This is a genomic window from Wolbachia endosymbiont (group B) of Rhopobota naevana, from assembly GCF_947250615.1.
GTDB lineage: Bacteria > Pseudomonadota > Alphaproteobacteria > Rickettsiales > Anaplasmataceae > Wolbachia.
On the sequence record NZ_OX366333.1, the window covers coordinates 188,812 to 204,563 of the forward strand.

At 34.3% G+C, this 15,752-nt stretch carries 11 protein-coding genes; 2 read left to right on the top strand and 9 right to left on the bottom strand.

The window, feature by feature from the left end; genetic code table 11:
- Positions 1–13: 13 nt before the first annotated feature.
- Positions 14–1,666, bottom strand: a complete 1,653-nt coding sequence (locus OOL01_RS01050; RefSeq protein ID WP_264686910.1) for a 30S ribosomal protein S1 — start codon at positions 1,664–1,666, stop codon at positions 14–16.
- Positions 1,667–1,769: 103 nt separating this feature from the next.
- Between OOL01_RS01050 and trmB the strand changes: the two genes are divergently transcribed.
- Positions 1,770–2,414, top strand: a complete 645-nt coding sequence (trmB, locus tag OOL01_RS01055) for a tRNA (guanosine(46)-N7)-methyltransferase TrmB (RefSeq protein ID WP_063631013.1) — start codon at positions 1,770–1,772, stop codon at positions 2,412–2,414.
- Between the two features lie 208 nt (positions 2,415–2,622).
- On the opposite strand, the gene OOL01_RS01060 is transcribed toward trmB, so the two are convergent.
- Positions 2,623–3,144, bottom strand: a complete 522-nt coding sequence (locus OOL01_RS01060) for a pyrimidine dimer DNA glycosylase/endonuclease V (RefSeq protein WP_006013204.1) — start codon at positions 3,142–3,144, stop codon at positions 2,623–2,625.
- A 130-nt stretch (positions 3,145–3,274) separates the two neighbouring features.
- Positions 3,275–4,672, bottom strand: coding sequence for a phage terminase large subunit (gene terL / locus OOL01_RS01065; RefSeq protein ID WP_264686911.1), 1,398 nt, complete (start codon positions 4,670–4,672; stop codon positions 3,275–3,277).
- 68 nt (positions 4,673–4,740) lie between these two features.
- Between terL and OOL01_RS01070 the strand changes: the two genes are divergently transcribed.
- Positions 4,741–5,883, top strand: coding sequence for an alpha/beta hydrolase family protein (locus OOL01_RS01070; protein WP_264686912.1), 1,143 nt, complete (start codon positions 4,741–4,743; stop codon positions 5,881–5,883).
- Between the two features lie 666 nt (positions 5,884–6,549).
- Here the strand turns inward: OOL01_RS01070 and OOL01_RS01075 are convergent.
- From OOL01_RS01075 to hflK, 6 genes are all read right to left on the bottom strand, one after another.
- Positions 6,550–7,149 carry a hypothetical protein gene (locus tag OOL01_RS01075; RefSeq protein ID WP_264686913.1) on the bottom strand — a complete coding sequence of 200 codons (600 nt, stop codon included), beginning with the start codon at positions 7,147–7,149 and terminating at the stop codon, positions 6,550–6,552.
- A gap of 165 nt (positions 7,150–7,314) precedes the next feature.
- Positions 7,315–7,872, bottom strand: a complete 558-nt coding sequence (locus OOL01_RS01080; RefSeq protein WP_264686914.1) for a hypothetical protein — start codon at positions 7,870–7,872, stop codon at positions 7,315–7,317.
- A 4-nt stretch (positions 7,873–7,876) separates the two neighbouring features.
- The gene (locus tag OOL01_RS01085; protein WP_264686915.1) at positions 7,877–11,632 is read right to left on the bottom strand and encodes a collagen-like protein; all 3,756 of its coding nucleotides are present in this window, start codon (positions 11,630–11,632) and stop codon (positions 7,877–7,879) included.
- Between the two features lie 372 nt (positions 11,633–12,004).
- On the bottom strand, positions 12,005–13,468 hold the full coding sequence (locus tag OOL01_RS01090) for a DegQ family serine endoprotease (RefSeq protein WP_264375972.1): 1,464 nt from the start codon (positions 13,466–13,468) through the stop codon (positions 12,005–12,007).
- Positions 13,469–13,471: 3 nt separating this feature from the next.
- Positions 13,472–14,344: a protease modulator HflC gene (gene hflC, locus OOL01_RS01095; RefSeq protein ID WP_010407101.1), complete on the bottom strand. Its 873-nt coding sequence runs from the start codon at positions 14,342–14,344 to the stop codon at positions 13,472–13,474.
- Between the two features lie 2 nt (positions 14,345–14,346).
- Positions 14,347–15,372, bottom strand: coding sequence for an FtsH protease activity modulator HflK (gene hflK / locus OOL01_RS01100; protein WP_264375971.1), 1,026 nt, complete (start codon positions 15,370–15,372; stop codon positions 14,347–14,349).
- Between the last annotated feature and the right edge of the window lie 380 nt (positions 15,373–15,752).

Genomic DNA, 15,752 nt, shown 5'->3' on the forward strand with positions numbered 1-15,752 from the left:
GAAGCACAAGAAGTTATTTGGCAGATAATATTATATTATATTTTTCAACACCTACTACTTCAACTTGTATTTTTTCTGATATAGAAAACTTTTTATTTTCTGGTAAATGCTCTTGATCTACTAAAAGGGTTACATTGTTCTCAACCTCAACGATTAGACCATTTTCCTCTCTCTTACTTACAGTAACCTGAATTTTATCCCCTACTTTAACTTTCTCTATCAGTTCTTCAAGAGGATCATACTCTATTTGCTTTACTCCAAGATAAATTCTTGTCCGATCTACGTTAGCCCTTATCACTTTTGCTTCTATTTCATCACCTACATTATACTTTTTTATCTCATCTGAATTGTTTTTCGACCAACTTAGATTTTGCATATAAATTGTTCCTTCTACGTCCTCAGATATCTCAGAATTATCAAAAGTCACAGATATTTGTGAACCATTGTTGCTTTTAACTTTACCAGAAACAATAGAACCAAGAGGATATTTATCAATAAATACTTGCCAAGGATTCTCTACGCACCTTTTTGTGCTTAAACTCATCTTATTTTTAATAATGTCAATACCGAGAATTTTTACATCCACTTCTTGTCCTATTGTTACAAAACTACTGATTGGTAAATTACTCTTGCTCCAAGTTATTTCTGATGAGTGTACCAAACCCGCAATCCCAGGTTTAATCTCAACAATGAATCCACAATCTTTTATACCCGTTACACATCCTTTGTGTATGCTGTTAATTGGACATTTTGACTCTAGATCTTGCCAAGGATTGTCTCCTAATTGTTTTACACCCAGGGAGATTTTTCCATTTTCTCTATCTATTTTTATAATTTTAGTTTTTATATGCTGACCATAAGAAAAAATTGCAGATGGATGACTTACATTACTCCAAGAGATATCTGTAATATGTAGCAGCCCATCTATAACTCCCACTGTATCTGATTCATGAATGCCAACAAATGCACCGTAGTGAGTGATGCTTTTTATTTTGCCTTCTACTACATCACCTTCATTTAAAGATTCTAAAAACTTAATTTTTTCACCAGCATGCAATTTCTCTAATACCAGCTTTCTTGATACTACAATATTCCCCTGCTTCTTATCCATTTTAAGCACGATGAATTTTTGTTCAGTTTCAATAAGGTGATTAGCATCTTTTATTTGCTTCAAATCCACATGACTCAGCGGTAAAAACGCACTTATTCCATCACCAAGATCAACAATAAAACCGCATTTAATTGAGCGTTTAATGATTCCTGTTACTTCATCTTTTGTAACTGCGCTTTCTTCCAATTTATTCCATTTTTCGTCTCTGATTGCTTTCTCACGACTAAGAACAACATTACCATGGTAATCTTCAATTCTCTCAACATAAACTCTAATTTTCGAGCCAACAGTGATATCATCATTACAACTGAGCTCCTTAATCAGAATTCTTCCGTCTGACTTTAAACCAACATCAACCACAATATCATTAGAATTTCTTCTTGTGATTATACCTTCTACCACATCTCCTTCTTTGATTTTGTTAGCAAAAGAATCTTCACAAAAGTCATTGTCTTGATTATCAAATTGATCTTGAAATATCTCTTCTATGAACCTATTTGATGATAGCCTCTTGATAGCAACTGTACTTTCCATACCTTTTAATTTTAACTTCATTAGAACTCATATATTATATAATATTAATAATTAGTGACAAGTAAATTCTCATTAATTCATTTCGAGAATTGTTTAAGCTATAAAAGATTAAGTTATGTAAGATATGTTATCTAGGAATAATAATTGGATTAGGTCATTTTCCAGAAGATCTAGGTTGAAGTTGAATGTTCTGGAGAAGTATTCTATTAAAAACAGCAAGGAATCTATAAAAAAGATCGTAGACTTACAAAAAAGAATACGGGTAGAAATAGGTTTCGGTAATGGTGAAAATATGCTCCATCAGGCATTCAATGAATCTGATCTATTATTTATAGGATGTGAGCCTTATTTAAAGGGGGTCTCTTCCTTGCTAAAAAGCATAGAAGCACACAGCATAAAAAATATTTTAATATGGACAGAAGATGCAAGAGAATTAATTGTCAATTTTCCTGACCACAGTGTTGAAAAATTCTTTATTCTCTTTCCAGATCCATGGCCAAAAAGAAGTCACAACAAAAGACGGTTAATTAATACGGAATTTTTAAATTTATTAGCAAAAAAAATACTTGTCACAGGTGAAATATTTATTGCAACTGATCATCAGGATTATGCAGAGTGGATAGAGTTACATATAAAGCAGTGTAATTTTTTAACCTATAAGGAAGATAGTTTTGCAAATTATACCCCAACAAAATACCACAGAAAAGCGCTAGAATATCAGCGTAAAATAAAGTTTTTTAAAGTAAATGTTATATCTAAACTGACTTAGATTTACCTCTGCTTGTTAGTACAGATGTGTACATGACACTCTATAGTGCAAGTAGCCTACCATATACTGGGAATAACAGTTTACTGAATTCTTTAATCTCACAAATAGAAAGATCAATAAACTTGATAAACATCAACATTATCAGCCAGCATTGCTTTTGCAACTTCAATTCTACCTTTTTTATGATCGGTTTGGATAATTTTATAACCTATAGCATTTTGTCTAGCAACCAATCTGGTGCTTCTCTACCTTTTTCCCACTTAGCAAATCTCATCTTTTCTTTTAGGTAATATTCTCTATATGCTTCTATTGGGTTACTACATTTATATCGATCAGGTAACGCTTGTGTAAAAGCTTGTATATCAGCTGATCGAAATATTAGCAAATCCTTGTTATTATCGCACCAATCTATAACTTCTTCGGATTTATGCGTTCTTTTGTATCGCAAGCTATATTCTATACACAATTCTTTTCCATGTTTTATTAACCAATCAAAGTTTCCTTTTGATTGTCTAGCCCATAAAGAACAAGGATGGTTTTTGTGAGTAAGTTTATATGGAACTTCTATATTCTGGTTTGTAATGCTGACTAAAGGATTTGGCTCTTTTAATGCTATTGAAAAAACACTGCTAAGCAATTGAGCAGTTTCTAGCGGCATTTTTACTATGTGCTTATCGCATAACATTTGTGCTGCAGTTACAGGATTTTCGTCTAATATAAAGATATTCATCTAAGCACCCAGAGATAGAATTTTTGCGTAGTATTTATTTCAATAAACCCTAAAATATCATTCAGAAAATGGATAAGTTAAATAAGCTCAGTTAAAAAAATTATACACAATTCCGAGGAACCTTTTCAAGCTACAATGAACGTATAGCTACCACTCTAGCAATATTATTTCTCACCCACTGAAGATATTGCACGGTACTGTCTACTTGATCGTCGTGACGGATTTCTGGAAACATTAAAATCTCATACTCAAAGTCGCTAAGCCATACTGCTTGGTTAGGGAGAAAAACCCGCTCAGATTCTATAATTGGGACAATTCGGTGAAATCGAGTTAATTTGTCATCATGTGGTACTATTTGAATAATAGGTAAATCACTGTTTTTCCTGAGCTCCTGAACCAATTGCTGACCGCTTGCTTTTGCTTCGATTAAAATTGCGTGTGGCTTCCACCTTGCAGCCAGCGACAGAACTTTCTCTTTAAGTTTTGGATATTCAAGTTTTGCGCGATATACATCGAGTAAATAGAATGTATTATCTACTTTTGTCCAGGTAGTGCAGACACTAAAGTCACTTGTATTGTTTGTTGAAATTGCAGTATCCCAACTTTGTGTTACATGCAAGAGGCTATCAGGAAAATTTTTATAGCGCTTCAACCACTCTCGTTTAATTATAGCACTTGAAAGTGGTAGAGGGTTTTGTTGGTATTGAGCAGCAAAACCATAACTCCCAAGTTCAGCTTTTATCATCTCAATTTCTTCTTTTCCTTCAGTTAGGGAATACAACAATTGACCTTCTTTTCTTGAGTATATTTCCTGTTCATGCTCTGGAATATGATTATTAACTGAATAAATAATCTCCTTATCTTCAGCTATTATTGGTAAACAGACATGATGCCATATGTTTCTTGGTTTACAGAGGAGGTGACCAGTTAAATCTTCTAAATGGAGTCTGTGCATCACAAGAACGATAACTCCTTTTTTTCTGTCGTTGAGCCTGGTTACTAAAGCCTGATCAAACCAGTTTGCAGCACGCTTTCTAAATGTTTCGCTCAAAGCTTGTGTGGGACTTAGTGGATCATCCACGATAATGAAATCTCCACCTTCACCGGTTAATGTTCCCCCAACTGAGGTTGCAATCCTACATCCTCTTTGCACTGTTTGAAATTTATATTTAGTGTTTTGATCTTTGCATAATTCTACTTTCGGAAATAGCTCTCTATACCAATCAGATTGCATTATGCACCTTGTATCGAGTGAGTGCTTTTCGCTAAGCAAACGAGAATAACTTGCAACTATTATTCTTGCAGTTGGCTGATTTCCAAGTATCCATGCGGGCCATGCAACACTTACACAAATGGACTTCATTGAACGCGGCGGCATATTGAATATTATTCTTCTTGCTTCACCAGCGCTTGCTGCTTCAAGCCTGTCTGCTATGACTTTTATATATTGATAATCATTATACTCACACCCCGGCACTACCGTTTGAAAGCATAATTCAATGAATTTGAGAAGGTTTATATTGTTCATAAATTAAGGTTTGTTGATTTTTTTAAGATTTTGTTGTGTAATTAAACCAGCATAGTGAGAGTTAAAATATGAAAGAAACAAGAGAGCAAACTGAGAGAGAATTTATAAAAACTCAAAACGGGATGAAAATAGAGACAATTACGCTTCTTGGTAAAAATCAAAACAATAATCGAGGTGAAAAACATCTGGTATATTTTATTGGCGGGAATAGAGCATTAAGTCCTAGTAAAGATTATTCCCAAAATTGGAATTGGGCTACAGAGCAAGGGATAACTGTACATCTTTTTAATTATCCTGGACTTGGTTTAAGTAAAAACAGTTCATTGATAAGTAGCAATAGGGTTAAATCTGGTGTAGCAGTTGTAACTAACTTATTGGAAAAGGGTATAAAGCCAGATGATATCATATTGTTTGGAGACTGCCTTGGTGGACATGTAGCTGCAGAGGTTCATAAAAATTTTAAGTATAAGGATATACATTTAAGATGCATCGTTAGCAATGCTGCAAGTTCACTTAAACAAGCTTCTCTTTATTATTTTGGATTCATAGCAAAATTAAAAATTTTTCTTGCTCCGATAATCAAATTGGTACTAAAGATTTTTGGCTGCCACTGGAAGACATATAAAATCGTAAATTCAATTACTCCTTATACAATGTACTTTAATCGAGAGGGAGATAAAACGATAAAACAGCCAGCGCAACTTGCAACAAAAATAGAAAAAACAGATCAAAGCGGTAGAAGGAAAGATTACCAAAAAAAAGAAGTATTTGAAGGATTTGAGGAATATGAAGGCTTTTTTAAGCAGCATACAACATTAAGAAAGAATGATAAATGTATTGATTCTAAAAAAGCTGATAAAGATATACATAAATTGCCAATTACGTGTTTAAAGTCTTCCAACAAAACTGATTACACTTTTCCTGAGTTGATTAGTTTATATATTTATATTACAGATGAATATTTTTCTAAATATGGCTCATTAAATAATGAAGAGAAGATTAAAGCATTTAAAGAAAGTAAATTTTATAAAGATTTTTCAAGCTGCAAAAATTCAAAGGACTTTTTGCATAATTACATGAAGAAGCAAGAGCATCCTTCGATGTCATTTCAGCATGTGACAATAGAATCTGAGGAAAAAAGACCTTTCTTAACAAGTCAAAGAAGGCTAGTTGCTCTTAACTTGACGCGTATGCTTTCTTCAATATTTTAGCCATCTGTATCTGTTCAGATGCATGCAAATATTGAAACCAGTGTTTCTTTTCTTATCATCCGAGTACTGGGATCCAGAAGAATTAATTGTGAACAAATAGCTATACGATATTTTCAATAAAATTACAAAAAAGATGGATTCCAGACTGGAATGACACCGTCATAAACTGCTAGGTCTTTATAATGTCATCCCGGCCCTCATGATGTCATCCCAGTGTCCTCTTTCTCTTGTCATCCCAGTACTTGATACTGGGATCCAGATGCATGGCTAATGCTGAAACCAATACTCCCTTTTCTTGTCATACGAGTACTGGGACCCAGAAGACTCAGGTAATAAGAACTAGATTCCAGCGCCACGCGCTGGAATGACACCGTCATAAACTGCTAGGTCTTCATAATATCATCCCAGTACTGGGATCCAACTAAATTGGTGAACACTTTACAGCATTTTTGATAGAAAGAACTAGATGCCAGTGTCAAGCACTGACCCATTTTTTCCTTAAGTTTTTGCAGCTTGTGTTCTATTACAAAACCACTGCGGTACTAACGAGCGGCAAAATGGTAGCGAATCTAAACTAAAAAAATACATTTTTACACTGCTTGAAAGTCTACTCGATTCAATTTTAAAAACAATTATTGAAACAATTATAATATACTTTGTGCGTGGTTAAGATAGCTCTGGAATAGTATAAAGAACTATGTCATCATTGAAGAGAAATTCATCTGTTGTTTTGTACTCTTTATTAATTTTATAAGAATCATAAACATCGTAATCTGCTTTTGTATGGTAATCACAATATTGAAACTTACCCTCTTTATTAAAAACGCCAAATTGATCAATTAATGTAGCCATTTTCTTACCTTTTCCACTTTTTGTTAATTCAAATACATCAGCTGGGCAGTGGCCTGAAGAATCTTGATTAGTAGTTCCTTTTGCAATAAAAAAAGATGGTTTATCGTTAAGTAACTTGCAGAAATTTGGCTTATATTCCTTTTTCATACAGTTTAAACTTATATATTGATATTTATCTGGAATATTTGAGTATTGAGAATCGTATTTTTTATGTTCAAAAAACTCATTACCTAAGAAATTACAAAACGTTAATTGATAATCATCATTACTACTGGACTTGACTACTTTAAGATAATGAAAGTCTCTAGGAATTTTTATCTCTTCTTCTGTAACGTGATTATGTATGACCAATTGGTCATCAAGCATGCAGTAACCTATTTTTGGTAAAGTAGCTACAAGCTTACCGTTTAACATGATATCTGCTTGATAGATATTATCCGATAATTCTTTTCCCTTTTGCAAAGTAAAATTCTGCCCTGCCTTAGCTGGTGCACTGCATTGCTCAGTTTTAGTTAAGTTTTTTATTATTGTTGATATCTCACTAATTTCTAATATATCATGTTCATTTTTTGTGTATTGCTACTTATAGCAACTACCATCTTCACATACTGGAAGACATTTTCCTTCTTCATCTGATATATAGATATAATCACCTTCTATTGTAAAATAAAGTCCACCTTTTTCTTCTTGAATTTTTTGTAGTACTGGGTCATTTTCATCGTTAAAATTGATAAAATTGAGCATTCCAATAAAATTATTTCCATCATCATCACTCATTATGAGTTCAATAACAAAATTATTACTGTCTTTTATGTACTTACGTGAAATTAACGCTTCTTCTACTAATTTAAGCTGTTTTATAATATTCTCTTGATTCTCGCCTATGATAGCTTTTTGTTCTATAATAAAGTCCGTGCCATTTAATTTCAGAGGTGAGTTGTTTGTAAATAAAACTATCTCATCACCCTGCTCCTTTAACTTTAAATCATTAATATTCCCTACTTCAACTGTACCAATATGTGAAGAAACAGTATTAACATTACCATTTTCCTTTACTATGTAATATGCAGTGGGAAGTTTAATCAATTTTTTATAAAGCGGATTTTTATCGTCTATTTTAAATATATGTTTTTCCATGATATTACCTTAAATAACCAATAACTTGCTGATTAATGGCACTGAGGCTACTAGGAGGAGCAACATAACTCATAAAACTCCTTGGCTGCTCATTATCTGCCACTATTTTTTCAGTATTAACGAAAGCTCTTTTCTGCTCATTGTCTTTTAATCTTTTTTCCATATGATCTTTAAAAGTAAACAAACATTTACTAGTTTGTTTGTAATTAGGGAGTGATTTTTTTGCAGTTACACACAAGAACTTCAACAACTCATTATGATTTTCATCATTAAGTAATGACTTATTGATAATGGTTGACTGCAGTTCCACTGGATCAAAATTTAGACTTTTCTTTGAAATGCCACATTTCACAGCTGTTGCTCCCAATACTTCTTCAAATTTTGTTACAACATCTGCTGCATCTATTATTTTTGCCACTTCCTGTATTTCATTTTTTACTTTATATTCATCCTGTCCTACCGCAGGGTAAAAGAAATTTATTACTTGAGATATAAATGAAGTTGGTCTGCTTGCTCCGCTTGTCACTGATGATTTTTTAATTTCCCTCCTTCTTCTACGTGCACCACAAATTTGATCTGCTGGACTTGTTCTACAAAATATATCTTTTGTTTGACGATAGAGCGCCTCTGTGTCTCTTTGCGATCGCAAAGCTTGAGTGTTAAAACTTTTAGCATTTTTTGTAAAAATAGCTGTTTTATTGTGCAGTTCTTCGACTTTGTTTGTAAAACCTTCTGAAGCATTTTTAGCTGCCTCTGCTGCTTTTTTAGCATCCAGAGTTTCATTTTTTGCTTTTCTTATCTCACGTAAAAACTGATCAGCTAATGTAGCACCTATTCCATCTATACCTGGCTCACCTTTTATGCCTTGAGGACCAATATCTCCTTTTAATCCGTCTATACCGGGCTCACCCTTGTTGCCTGTAAGACCTTGTGTACCATTGAAGCCCCTCAGACCTGGCTCTCCTTTTGAACCTGGCAACCCATCTGATCCTTTAGGACCTTCTGGACCTTGCAACCCATTCGCACCTGGTTCTCCTTTGTCACCTTTAGAACCTATCTCTCCTTTCTCACCCATATCACCTTTTATTCCCATGGCTCCGTCTAATCCTTTAGGACCAATATCTCCCTTTGTTCCATCTATACCTGGCTCACCTTTTATGCCTTGAGGACCAATATCTCCTTTTAATCCGTCTATACCGGGCTCACCCTTGTTACCTGTAAGACCTTGTGTACCATTGAAGCCCCTCAGACCTGGCTCTCCCTTAGGACCTTCTGGACCTTGCAATCCATTTGCACCTGGTTCTCCTTTCTCACCCATATCACCTTTTATTCCCATGGCTCCATCTAATCCTTTAGGACCAATATCTCCTTTTTCTCCCTTTGGACCTTGGACTTCTCCTGGATTTTTCCTTAGTTCTTCTGCAATGCTTTGTGTTAGCTCGGTATTATTTGCAAGGTTTTCTACTAATGTATGATTAGCATCACTTAGTAACACATCTGCTAGCTCTTCCATTCTGTTATCAGCTAATGCAATGGCTATTCCTGTTTGAATATCTTGATTACTAATAATTCTTCCTGCAACTTGCTTCTCTAATACTAAATCTCCGCCTTGGTCACGATATTCAAGCACCTGATTAGCAATAGTGCCATTATTAATTAATTTTTGTGCAACTTCTTCAGGACTTGCATCTCTACCTTTATCACCTTTAGACCCAGTATCTCCTTTGTCACCTTTAGAACCTATCTTTCCTTTCTCACCCATATCACCTTTTATTCCCATGGCTCCATCTAATCCTTTAGGACCAATATCTCCCTTTGTTCCATTTATACCTGGCTCACCTTTTATGCCTGGCTCTCCTTTAGGACCGATATCACCTTTTTGTCCTTGTGTGCCTGGAGGACCTTGATCACCTTTTGGTCCAGGTGCACCTGACGCTCCAGTATCTCCTTTGTTACCTTGAGGACCTAGCTCACCTTTTTGACCATTTCGGCCTGGTTCGCCCTTTTGGCCTGGAGGACCTTGTACGCCTTTATCACCTTTAGAACCAGGTATACCTTGTGCGCCAGTCTCACCTTTTTCGCCGTCACGACCTTTTTTACCTATCTGACCTACACCAGTTGCTCCCGGTTTACCTTGAGGACCTGGCAATCCAGCGTCTCCTTTATCGCCTTTTGATCCATGCGCACCTGACGCTCCAGTATCTCCTTTGTTACCTTGAGGACCAGGAAAACCTCGGTCACCCTTACCACCTTTGAAACCTTGGTTGCCCTTTAGACCTGGTTCGCCCTTTTGGCCTGGAGGACCTTGTACGCCTTTAACTAACGCTTTTAAAGAATCTTCTCGCTTTACACGCTCACCAAAAAAATGTGCTATTCTTTCTGAAAATCCCATGGAATTACGCTTATCTTCTTCCATTATAGCTGCTGCTAAAGGATATAGATGGGCTCTGTTAGAAGAAAATTCGGTAACAACTTGATTAATACTTGGAGTTATTCCATTAGTGCCTTGATTTCCTTTTTCTCCTTTAGGTCCTTGATCGCCTTTTGATCCATGCGCACCTGACGATCCAGTATCCCCCTTGTTACCTTGAGGACCAGGAAAACCTCGGTCACCCTTATCACCTCTGGAACCTTGTTTACCGTGGAACCCCGGTTCACCGGGTGCACCGGTATAACCTAGTTCGCCCTTTTGTCCTGGAGGACCTTGTATACCTTGAGGAGCAGGCTCTCCATCGAAGCCTCTATCACCTTTTTGTCCCCTTTCACCTGGCTCACCTTTAGGACCTTGTACACCAGTACGTTCTAATCTGTCTATTCTGCGTTTTAAAAGTTCAATTTCTGTTTCTAAATTTATATGTTCTTGAATATTCACATCAACCTCCAAAAAGTTATCAAAATTTTCTAAGTTATAATAATAAGGATATGGACCTGGTCTATTGTCGTGCTCATACCCAAAAGAATTAGGGTTAAAATTATAAAAATTTTTGCATGTGCTATTTTCATACGATATGCAACCAACATAACTATTGCCTAACTTTTTTACTGCGAAATAGGTATCTTGTGCTTTCAAGCTCTCCATTTCATGAAAAGGGAATAACTGGAATGTATTGCTTATACGAGTAAATACTGAAAGGATATTATTCAATATGCCAACTTTTCCACCAGTTAAATTATATACCTGAGCGCTCCTATATCCTTTGTACATATTTCTTGATTCTTTAAACAAATAGTCTCCTATTTTTATTTTGAGTCTTTTATCAGGTGAACTTTTAAGATCTTCCAAAATAAGACTGACATTTTCGCTACTAATTATGTCTTTTGGATCTATTAAAACCTTCCTGTTTTCTAGCAGTTCATAATAAATACTACAGTTTTCACGATTATATGCGTTAACATAGAAACCATTTGTGTAACCATGAGGTATACGATCAATAGTATCTATCATAGTATCGTTGCCATCATAGTAATAATAATAAGGTTGATCAGAGGTAGTAACTAAAGCGAATTTGTAATCATTTCTTACGCTTTCTAGCTTTAGTTGTAGCTCTTGAGATAAGTCGTTTAGTATACTTGCCACGTCATGCTTGAAATCCCAAATTTCAAAACGCTGACCAGTAGCGTCATCCTGAATAATGTAAGATACACTAGGCAGGCTAAATGTTGTTTTGTTATTTAATCTTATTTGTGCAGGTATCCTACGACCAGTTCTATTATTACAATCGTTTTGTGGAATATCTTCTTTTTCTAGTTTAAAACGCATCTCCACCTCCCTTTGCGATTAGATATAATTAATTTATGGGTATTAATTATTGATTAATAATGATGATAAGTAAATATGATTATGCTTTATACTAATTTAATTATAAATTAATTTGTGAAAGAAAGTTATCCTTTTTAAACTGATTATAAAAAGGCTTTATATCATCCAGTTTCTTACCACTACAGCTCTTTCATCTTATGGATGATATCGTTCCAGTGCTTGATACTGAAGTCTAGTTCTTTCATAACCTCGTTGGAAAGGTTTTCAGTATAGGGATAAATTTTATTAATCTACAGAAAAGCCCTCACCCTTAGGGTAAAGAAGCTAGTTAAATTTGTCAAGCAATTTTTTCATGACCAGCTAGATAAATAGCTACTTCTTCAATTTGATTGAAGTAAAAAACTGGTTTCCATTGCGGTAAATAAGCAACATTACTGAATCTTTGCCGTCTTTTTTTACTGCTGAATCAATTTGTTTTTGAAAATCATTAGTATTTTCAATATCGATTCCATCTAGTTGGATAATTATATCACCTTTCTTAATAACACGTAGTGTAGAATTACTACTACTATCTACACTGGTAACTACTACACCCTTTGTGGGTGCATTTTTTTTTAGTTCTTTTGGCAAATTTGAAACGGTTAAACCACTTATATAACTAGATGTTGATTTATTTTCTTCTTGATTATTACCTGAATCATCATTTGTAGATTCCTCGATTGCAACCTTGATATTGACTTCTTTACCTTTTCTAAGTAACTTAACCTGTACTTTCTTTCCGGGCTCAGTTCGTGAAACCATATGAGGTAATTGCGTCATTCTATCAATTTTTTTGCCGTCAAACTCTAATAGTATATCACCTACTTTGATTCCTCCTTTCTCTGCAGGACTGCCCTTTACTACGCTTGCAACTAATGCACCTTTGATATCTTTTAAACTCAAGGATTCAGCAAATTCTTTTGTTATAGGCTGAACTTGCACGCCAAGCCAACCATGTTTTATTTTTTTACCACTTTTTAATGTGTCAATAATTGAAATAGCTAGATTAGATGGTATAGCAAAGCCTATACCCACGTTACCGCCAGACTCAGATGGGGAATAAATAGCAGTATTAATACCTATAACTTTTCCATTTAGATGAAATAGTGGTCCCCCTGAGTTACCTCTATTAATTGCAGCATCAGTTTGAATAAATTCATTCATAGTACCAATACTAATGTCTCTAGATCTTGCAGACACAATTCCTGTACTTACAGAGCCACCCAAACCAAAAGGGTTGCCTATTGCAATAACTGTATCACCAACTCTTGCTTTATCAGAATTACCAAATTCAACAAAAGGAAGATCTTTATCAGAATTAATCTTAAGCACAGCAAGATCAGTTTTTGCATCATAGCCTAAAACTTCTGCTTTGAAATAAGTATTATCGTTCATAGTAACTGTAATATCTTGGGCATTTTTAATAACGTGATAGTTGGTTACTATGGTTCCACTTTTATCTATAATAAATCCAGACCCAAGTAACGTCACTTCTCTATTAATGCTAGGAGCTCTATCGAAAAATTGATCAAAATGCTCGAAAAATTCTCTAAAGTCATCAAAGAAATTATTTCTTGGCGTAAAGGGAATTTTAGTTCTACTGTTATTTTCTTGCTTAACTATTTGCTCACTTGAAATATTTACAACTGCGGGAATAAGTTCTTCCACTATATCAGCAAGCCCTTTATTACAACTACATACAGGATCTGCAACTGTTTTTGCAAACAGATTAGCATATGAAGAAAATGAAATTAAAAAATATGCAAATATAGATAAAATAAATGCTTTACTTTTCATAAACTATTTCCATCCCTTGTTCAAAATATCTAAGAAATTATTATTTGGTGAAAGCACAAATTTAGTATTACCCTCAGCAAATGATTTACTGTAAGCTTTCATAGAGCGATAAAAGTTAAAAAACTCTTCATCAACCTTGAATGCCTCATTATAGATTCTAGTTGCTTCAGCATAACCACGGCCTCTTATTTCATGTGATTCTTTTACTGCACTAGAGACAATTCCCCTTTTTAATTTATCAGCTTTTGATCTAATTTCTTGTCCAGCTTGTTCTCCTTCTGCTCTAATTTCTTTTGCTTCCTTTTCTCTTTCAGTTTGCATGCGGCGGAATATTGCAGAACTATTTTCTTCTGGTAGATCTGCTCTCTTAATTCTTACATCTATTATCTCTATGCCAAATTTTCCAGCTTCAGAATAAACTCCACGTTGAATTAATTGCATAACTTCTGATCTCTTTTCATTCAACAAACTAATTAATGAAAATCTTCCTATATTCTCCCTTATGTGAGCTTCTATGACAGGATATAATCTTCTAACTAGCCCTGATTCATTTTTCACAGTTTGATAAAAAGTAATAGGATCTATTATTTTATATTTTGCATAAGCATCTACTATAATACGCTTTTGATCTGCAGTTATCACTTCCCTTGGAGTTTTATCAGGACTTAAATCTAAAATTCTCTTATCAAGAAATTCTACGTTATTTATAAATGGCAATTTAAAATATAAACCACTGTCCCTAACATCTTTTACGACTTTACCGAGTTGTATAACTATTGCTTGTTTTGTTTCTTGAACAACGAAGATTGAATTAGATAAGGCAATCAATAATACAACAAATATAAAAGCAAAAACAATTTTTATATTACTACTCATGGCTATTTTCCTAAATTTGTAAGAGGTAAATAAGAGAACATACCTTTCAGATCGTCTGTTATAACAAACTTATCTACCTTGCTGAAAATATTTTCCATAGTTTCAAGATAAATACGATTCTTAACAAGAGAAGGATTTTGTCTATATTCTTCGTAAAGAGATAAAAAGCGATTTGCATTACCTTTTGCTTCATTTATTATTTCATTCTCGTATGCTTCTGCATCTAATTTTATCTTTATTGCTTCACCTTTTGCACGAGGTATAATATCATTACTGTAAGCGTATGCTTCGTTTATGGTACGCTCCTTATCTGCGCGAGCACTTTGTACATCCCTAAATGAGCTAATCACCTTTTCTGGTGGATCAATTTTTTTCATTTGAACGGATAAAATCTCTATACCCATTTGATATCCATCAAGAATCTGTTGCAATAAAATTATAGTATCTCTGGAAATTTCAGCTCTGCCTTGACCTTCGAGTGCAAAAGAGATCGTATTCTTACCTATTATTTCTCTCATAGCACTTTCAGCAGCATTTTTAACGCTAAAACCAGGTTTATAATCCCGCACTTTGAATAAATAATCTTTAGCATCCCTGACTCTCCATTGGACCTCAAAGTTAACGTTGACTATGTTCTCATCTCCGGTAAGCATCACTCCTTCACCACGATCTGTATCTCGCCCATAAGAGCTGCTTATCCCAATTTCTTCACGATTTACTTCTTTAACATTTACTTTAAAAACCTTACCAATAGGGTAGGGAAAGTGATAACGCAAACCAGATGTTTCTGTATTGGAATATTTGCCAAAAGTAAGTTCTATACCTTCCTCACTCGGATGGACAATATAGAAACCAGTACAAAGATAAAACAACAAAACAATAAAAATGATGAAATAAGGTTTTTTCCCTCTATTTCTGGTTAAGCCATTAAAAAAGCATCTTATATCAGACACAGCTTTACTTAAAATATCTTCATTACTTGAACCTGACGGTTTCTTTCCAAGATTCCAAGGATTACGCTCATCCATAAAAATTATTAATTGTATAACTAATACGCTGATATTACTTAATCTTATCAAAAAATGCAAAACTATTTTGTTTGCAGATTAATGATCGGAGTGAAGGATGTGATCATACACTTCCTTTTTCTCTATATGATATGGTCAATTCTACAGAATTTCTGGCTTTTTTTGAATTCTTTATTGTCGTTTTTGATAAGTATCTTTAGTTGTATATTAATTATTAACATAAAAGACAATGCCTGGGATTTAGGAAACTTAATTTTAATCAAGTAGCTGCATAATAAATCATCGTCAAGTAATAGAATGACATTATCTACTATACAAATTACCTGCAAATTGCAATGTTCGAACAATTGTGTATCTGAGTTTTGAGATGACGAAACTAG

What these genes read in the sequence shown, in the direction of transcription:
- OOL01_RS01050 (WP_264686910.1), bottom strand. Translation starts at nt 1,666, where the DNA reads ATGAAGTTAAAATTAAAAGGTATGGAAAGTACAGTTGCTATCAAGAGG.
- trmB (WP_063631013.1), top strand. Translation starts at nt 1,770, where the DNA reads ATGTTATCTAGGAATAATAATTGGATTAGGTCATTTTCCAGAAGATCT.
- OOL01_RS01060 (WP_006013204.1), bottom strand. Translation starts at nt 3,144, where the DNA reads ATGAATATCTTTATATTAGACGAAAATCCTGTAACTGCAGCACAAATG.
- terL (WP_264686911.1), bottom strand. Translation starts at nt 4,672, where the DNA reads ATGAACAATATAAACCTTCTCAAATTCATTGAATTATGCTTTCAAACG.
- OOL01_RS01070 (WP_264686912.1), top strand. Translation starts at nt 4,741, where the DNA reads ATGAAAGAAACAAGAGAGCAAACTGAGAGAGAATTTATAAAAACTCAA.
- OOL01_RS01075 (WP_264686913.1), bottom strand. Translation starts at nt 7,149, where the DNA reads ATGTTAAACGGTAAGCTTGTAGCTACTTTACCAAAAATAGGTTACTGC.
- OOL01_RS01080 (WP_264686914.1), bottom strand. Translation starts at nt 7,872, where the DNA reads ATGGAAAAACATATATTTAAAATAGACGATAAAAATCCGCTTTATAAA.
- OOL01_RS01085 (WP_264686915.1), bottom strand. Translation starts at nt 11,632, where the DNA reads ATGCGTTTTAAACTAGAAAAAGAAGATATTCCACAAAACGATTGTAAT.
- OOL01_RS01090 (WP_264375972.1), bottom strand. Translation starts at nt 13,468, where the DNA reads ATGAAAAGTAAAGCATTTATTTTATCTATATTTGCATATTTTTTAATT.
- hflC (WP_010407101.1), bottom strand. Translation starts at nt 14,344, where the DNA reads ATGAGTAGTAATATAAAAATTGTTTTTGCTTTTATATTTGTTGTATTA.
- hflK (WP_264375971.1), bottom strand. Translation starts at nt 15,372, where the DNA reads ATGGATGAGCGTAATCCTTGGAATCTTGGAAAGAAACCGTCAGGTTCA.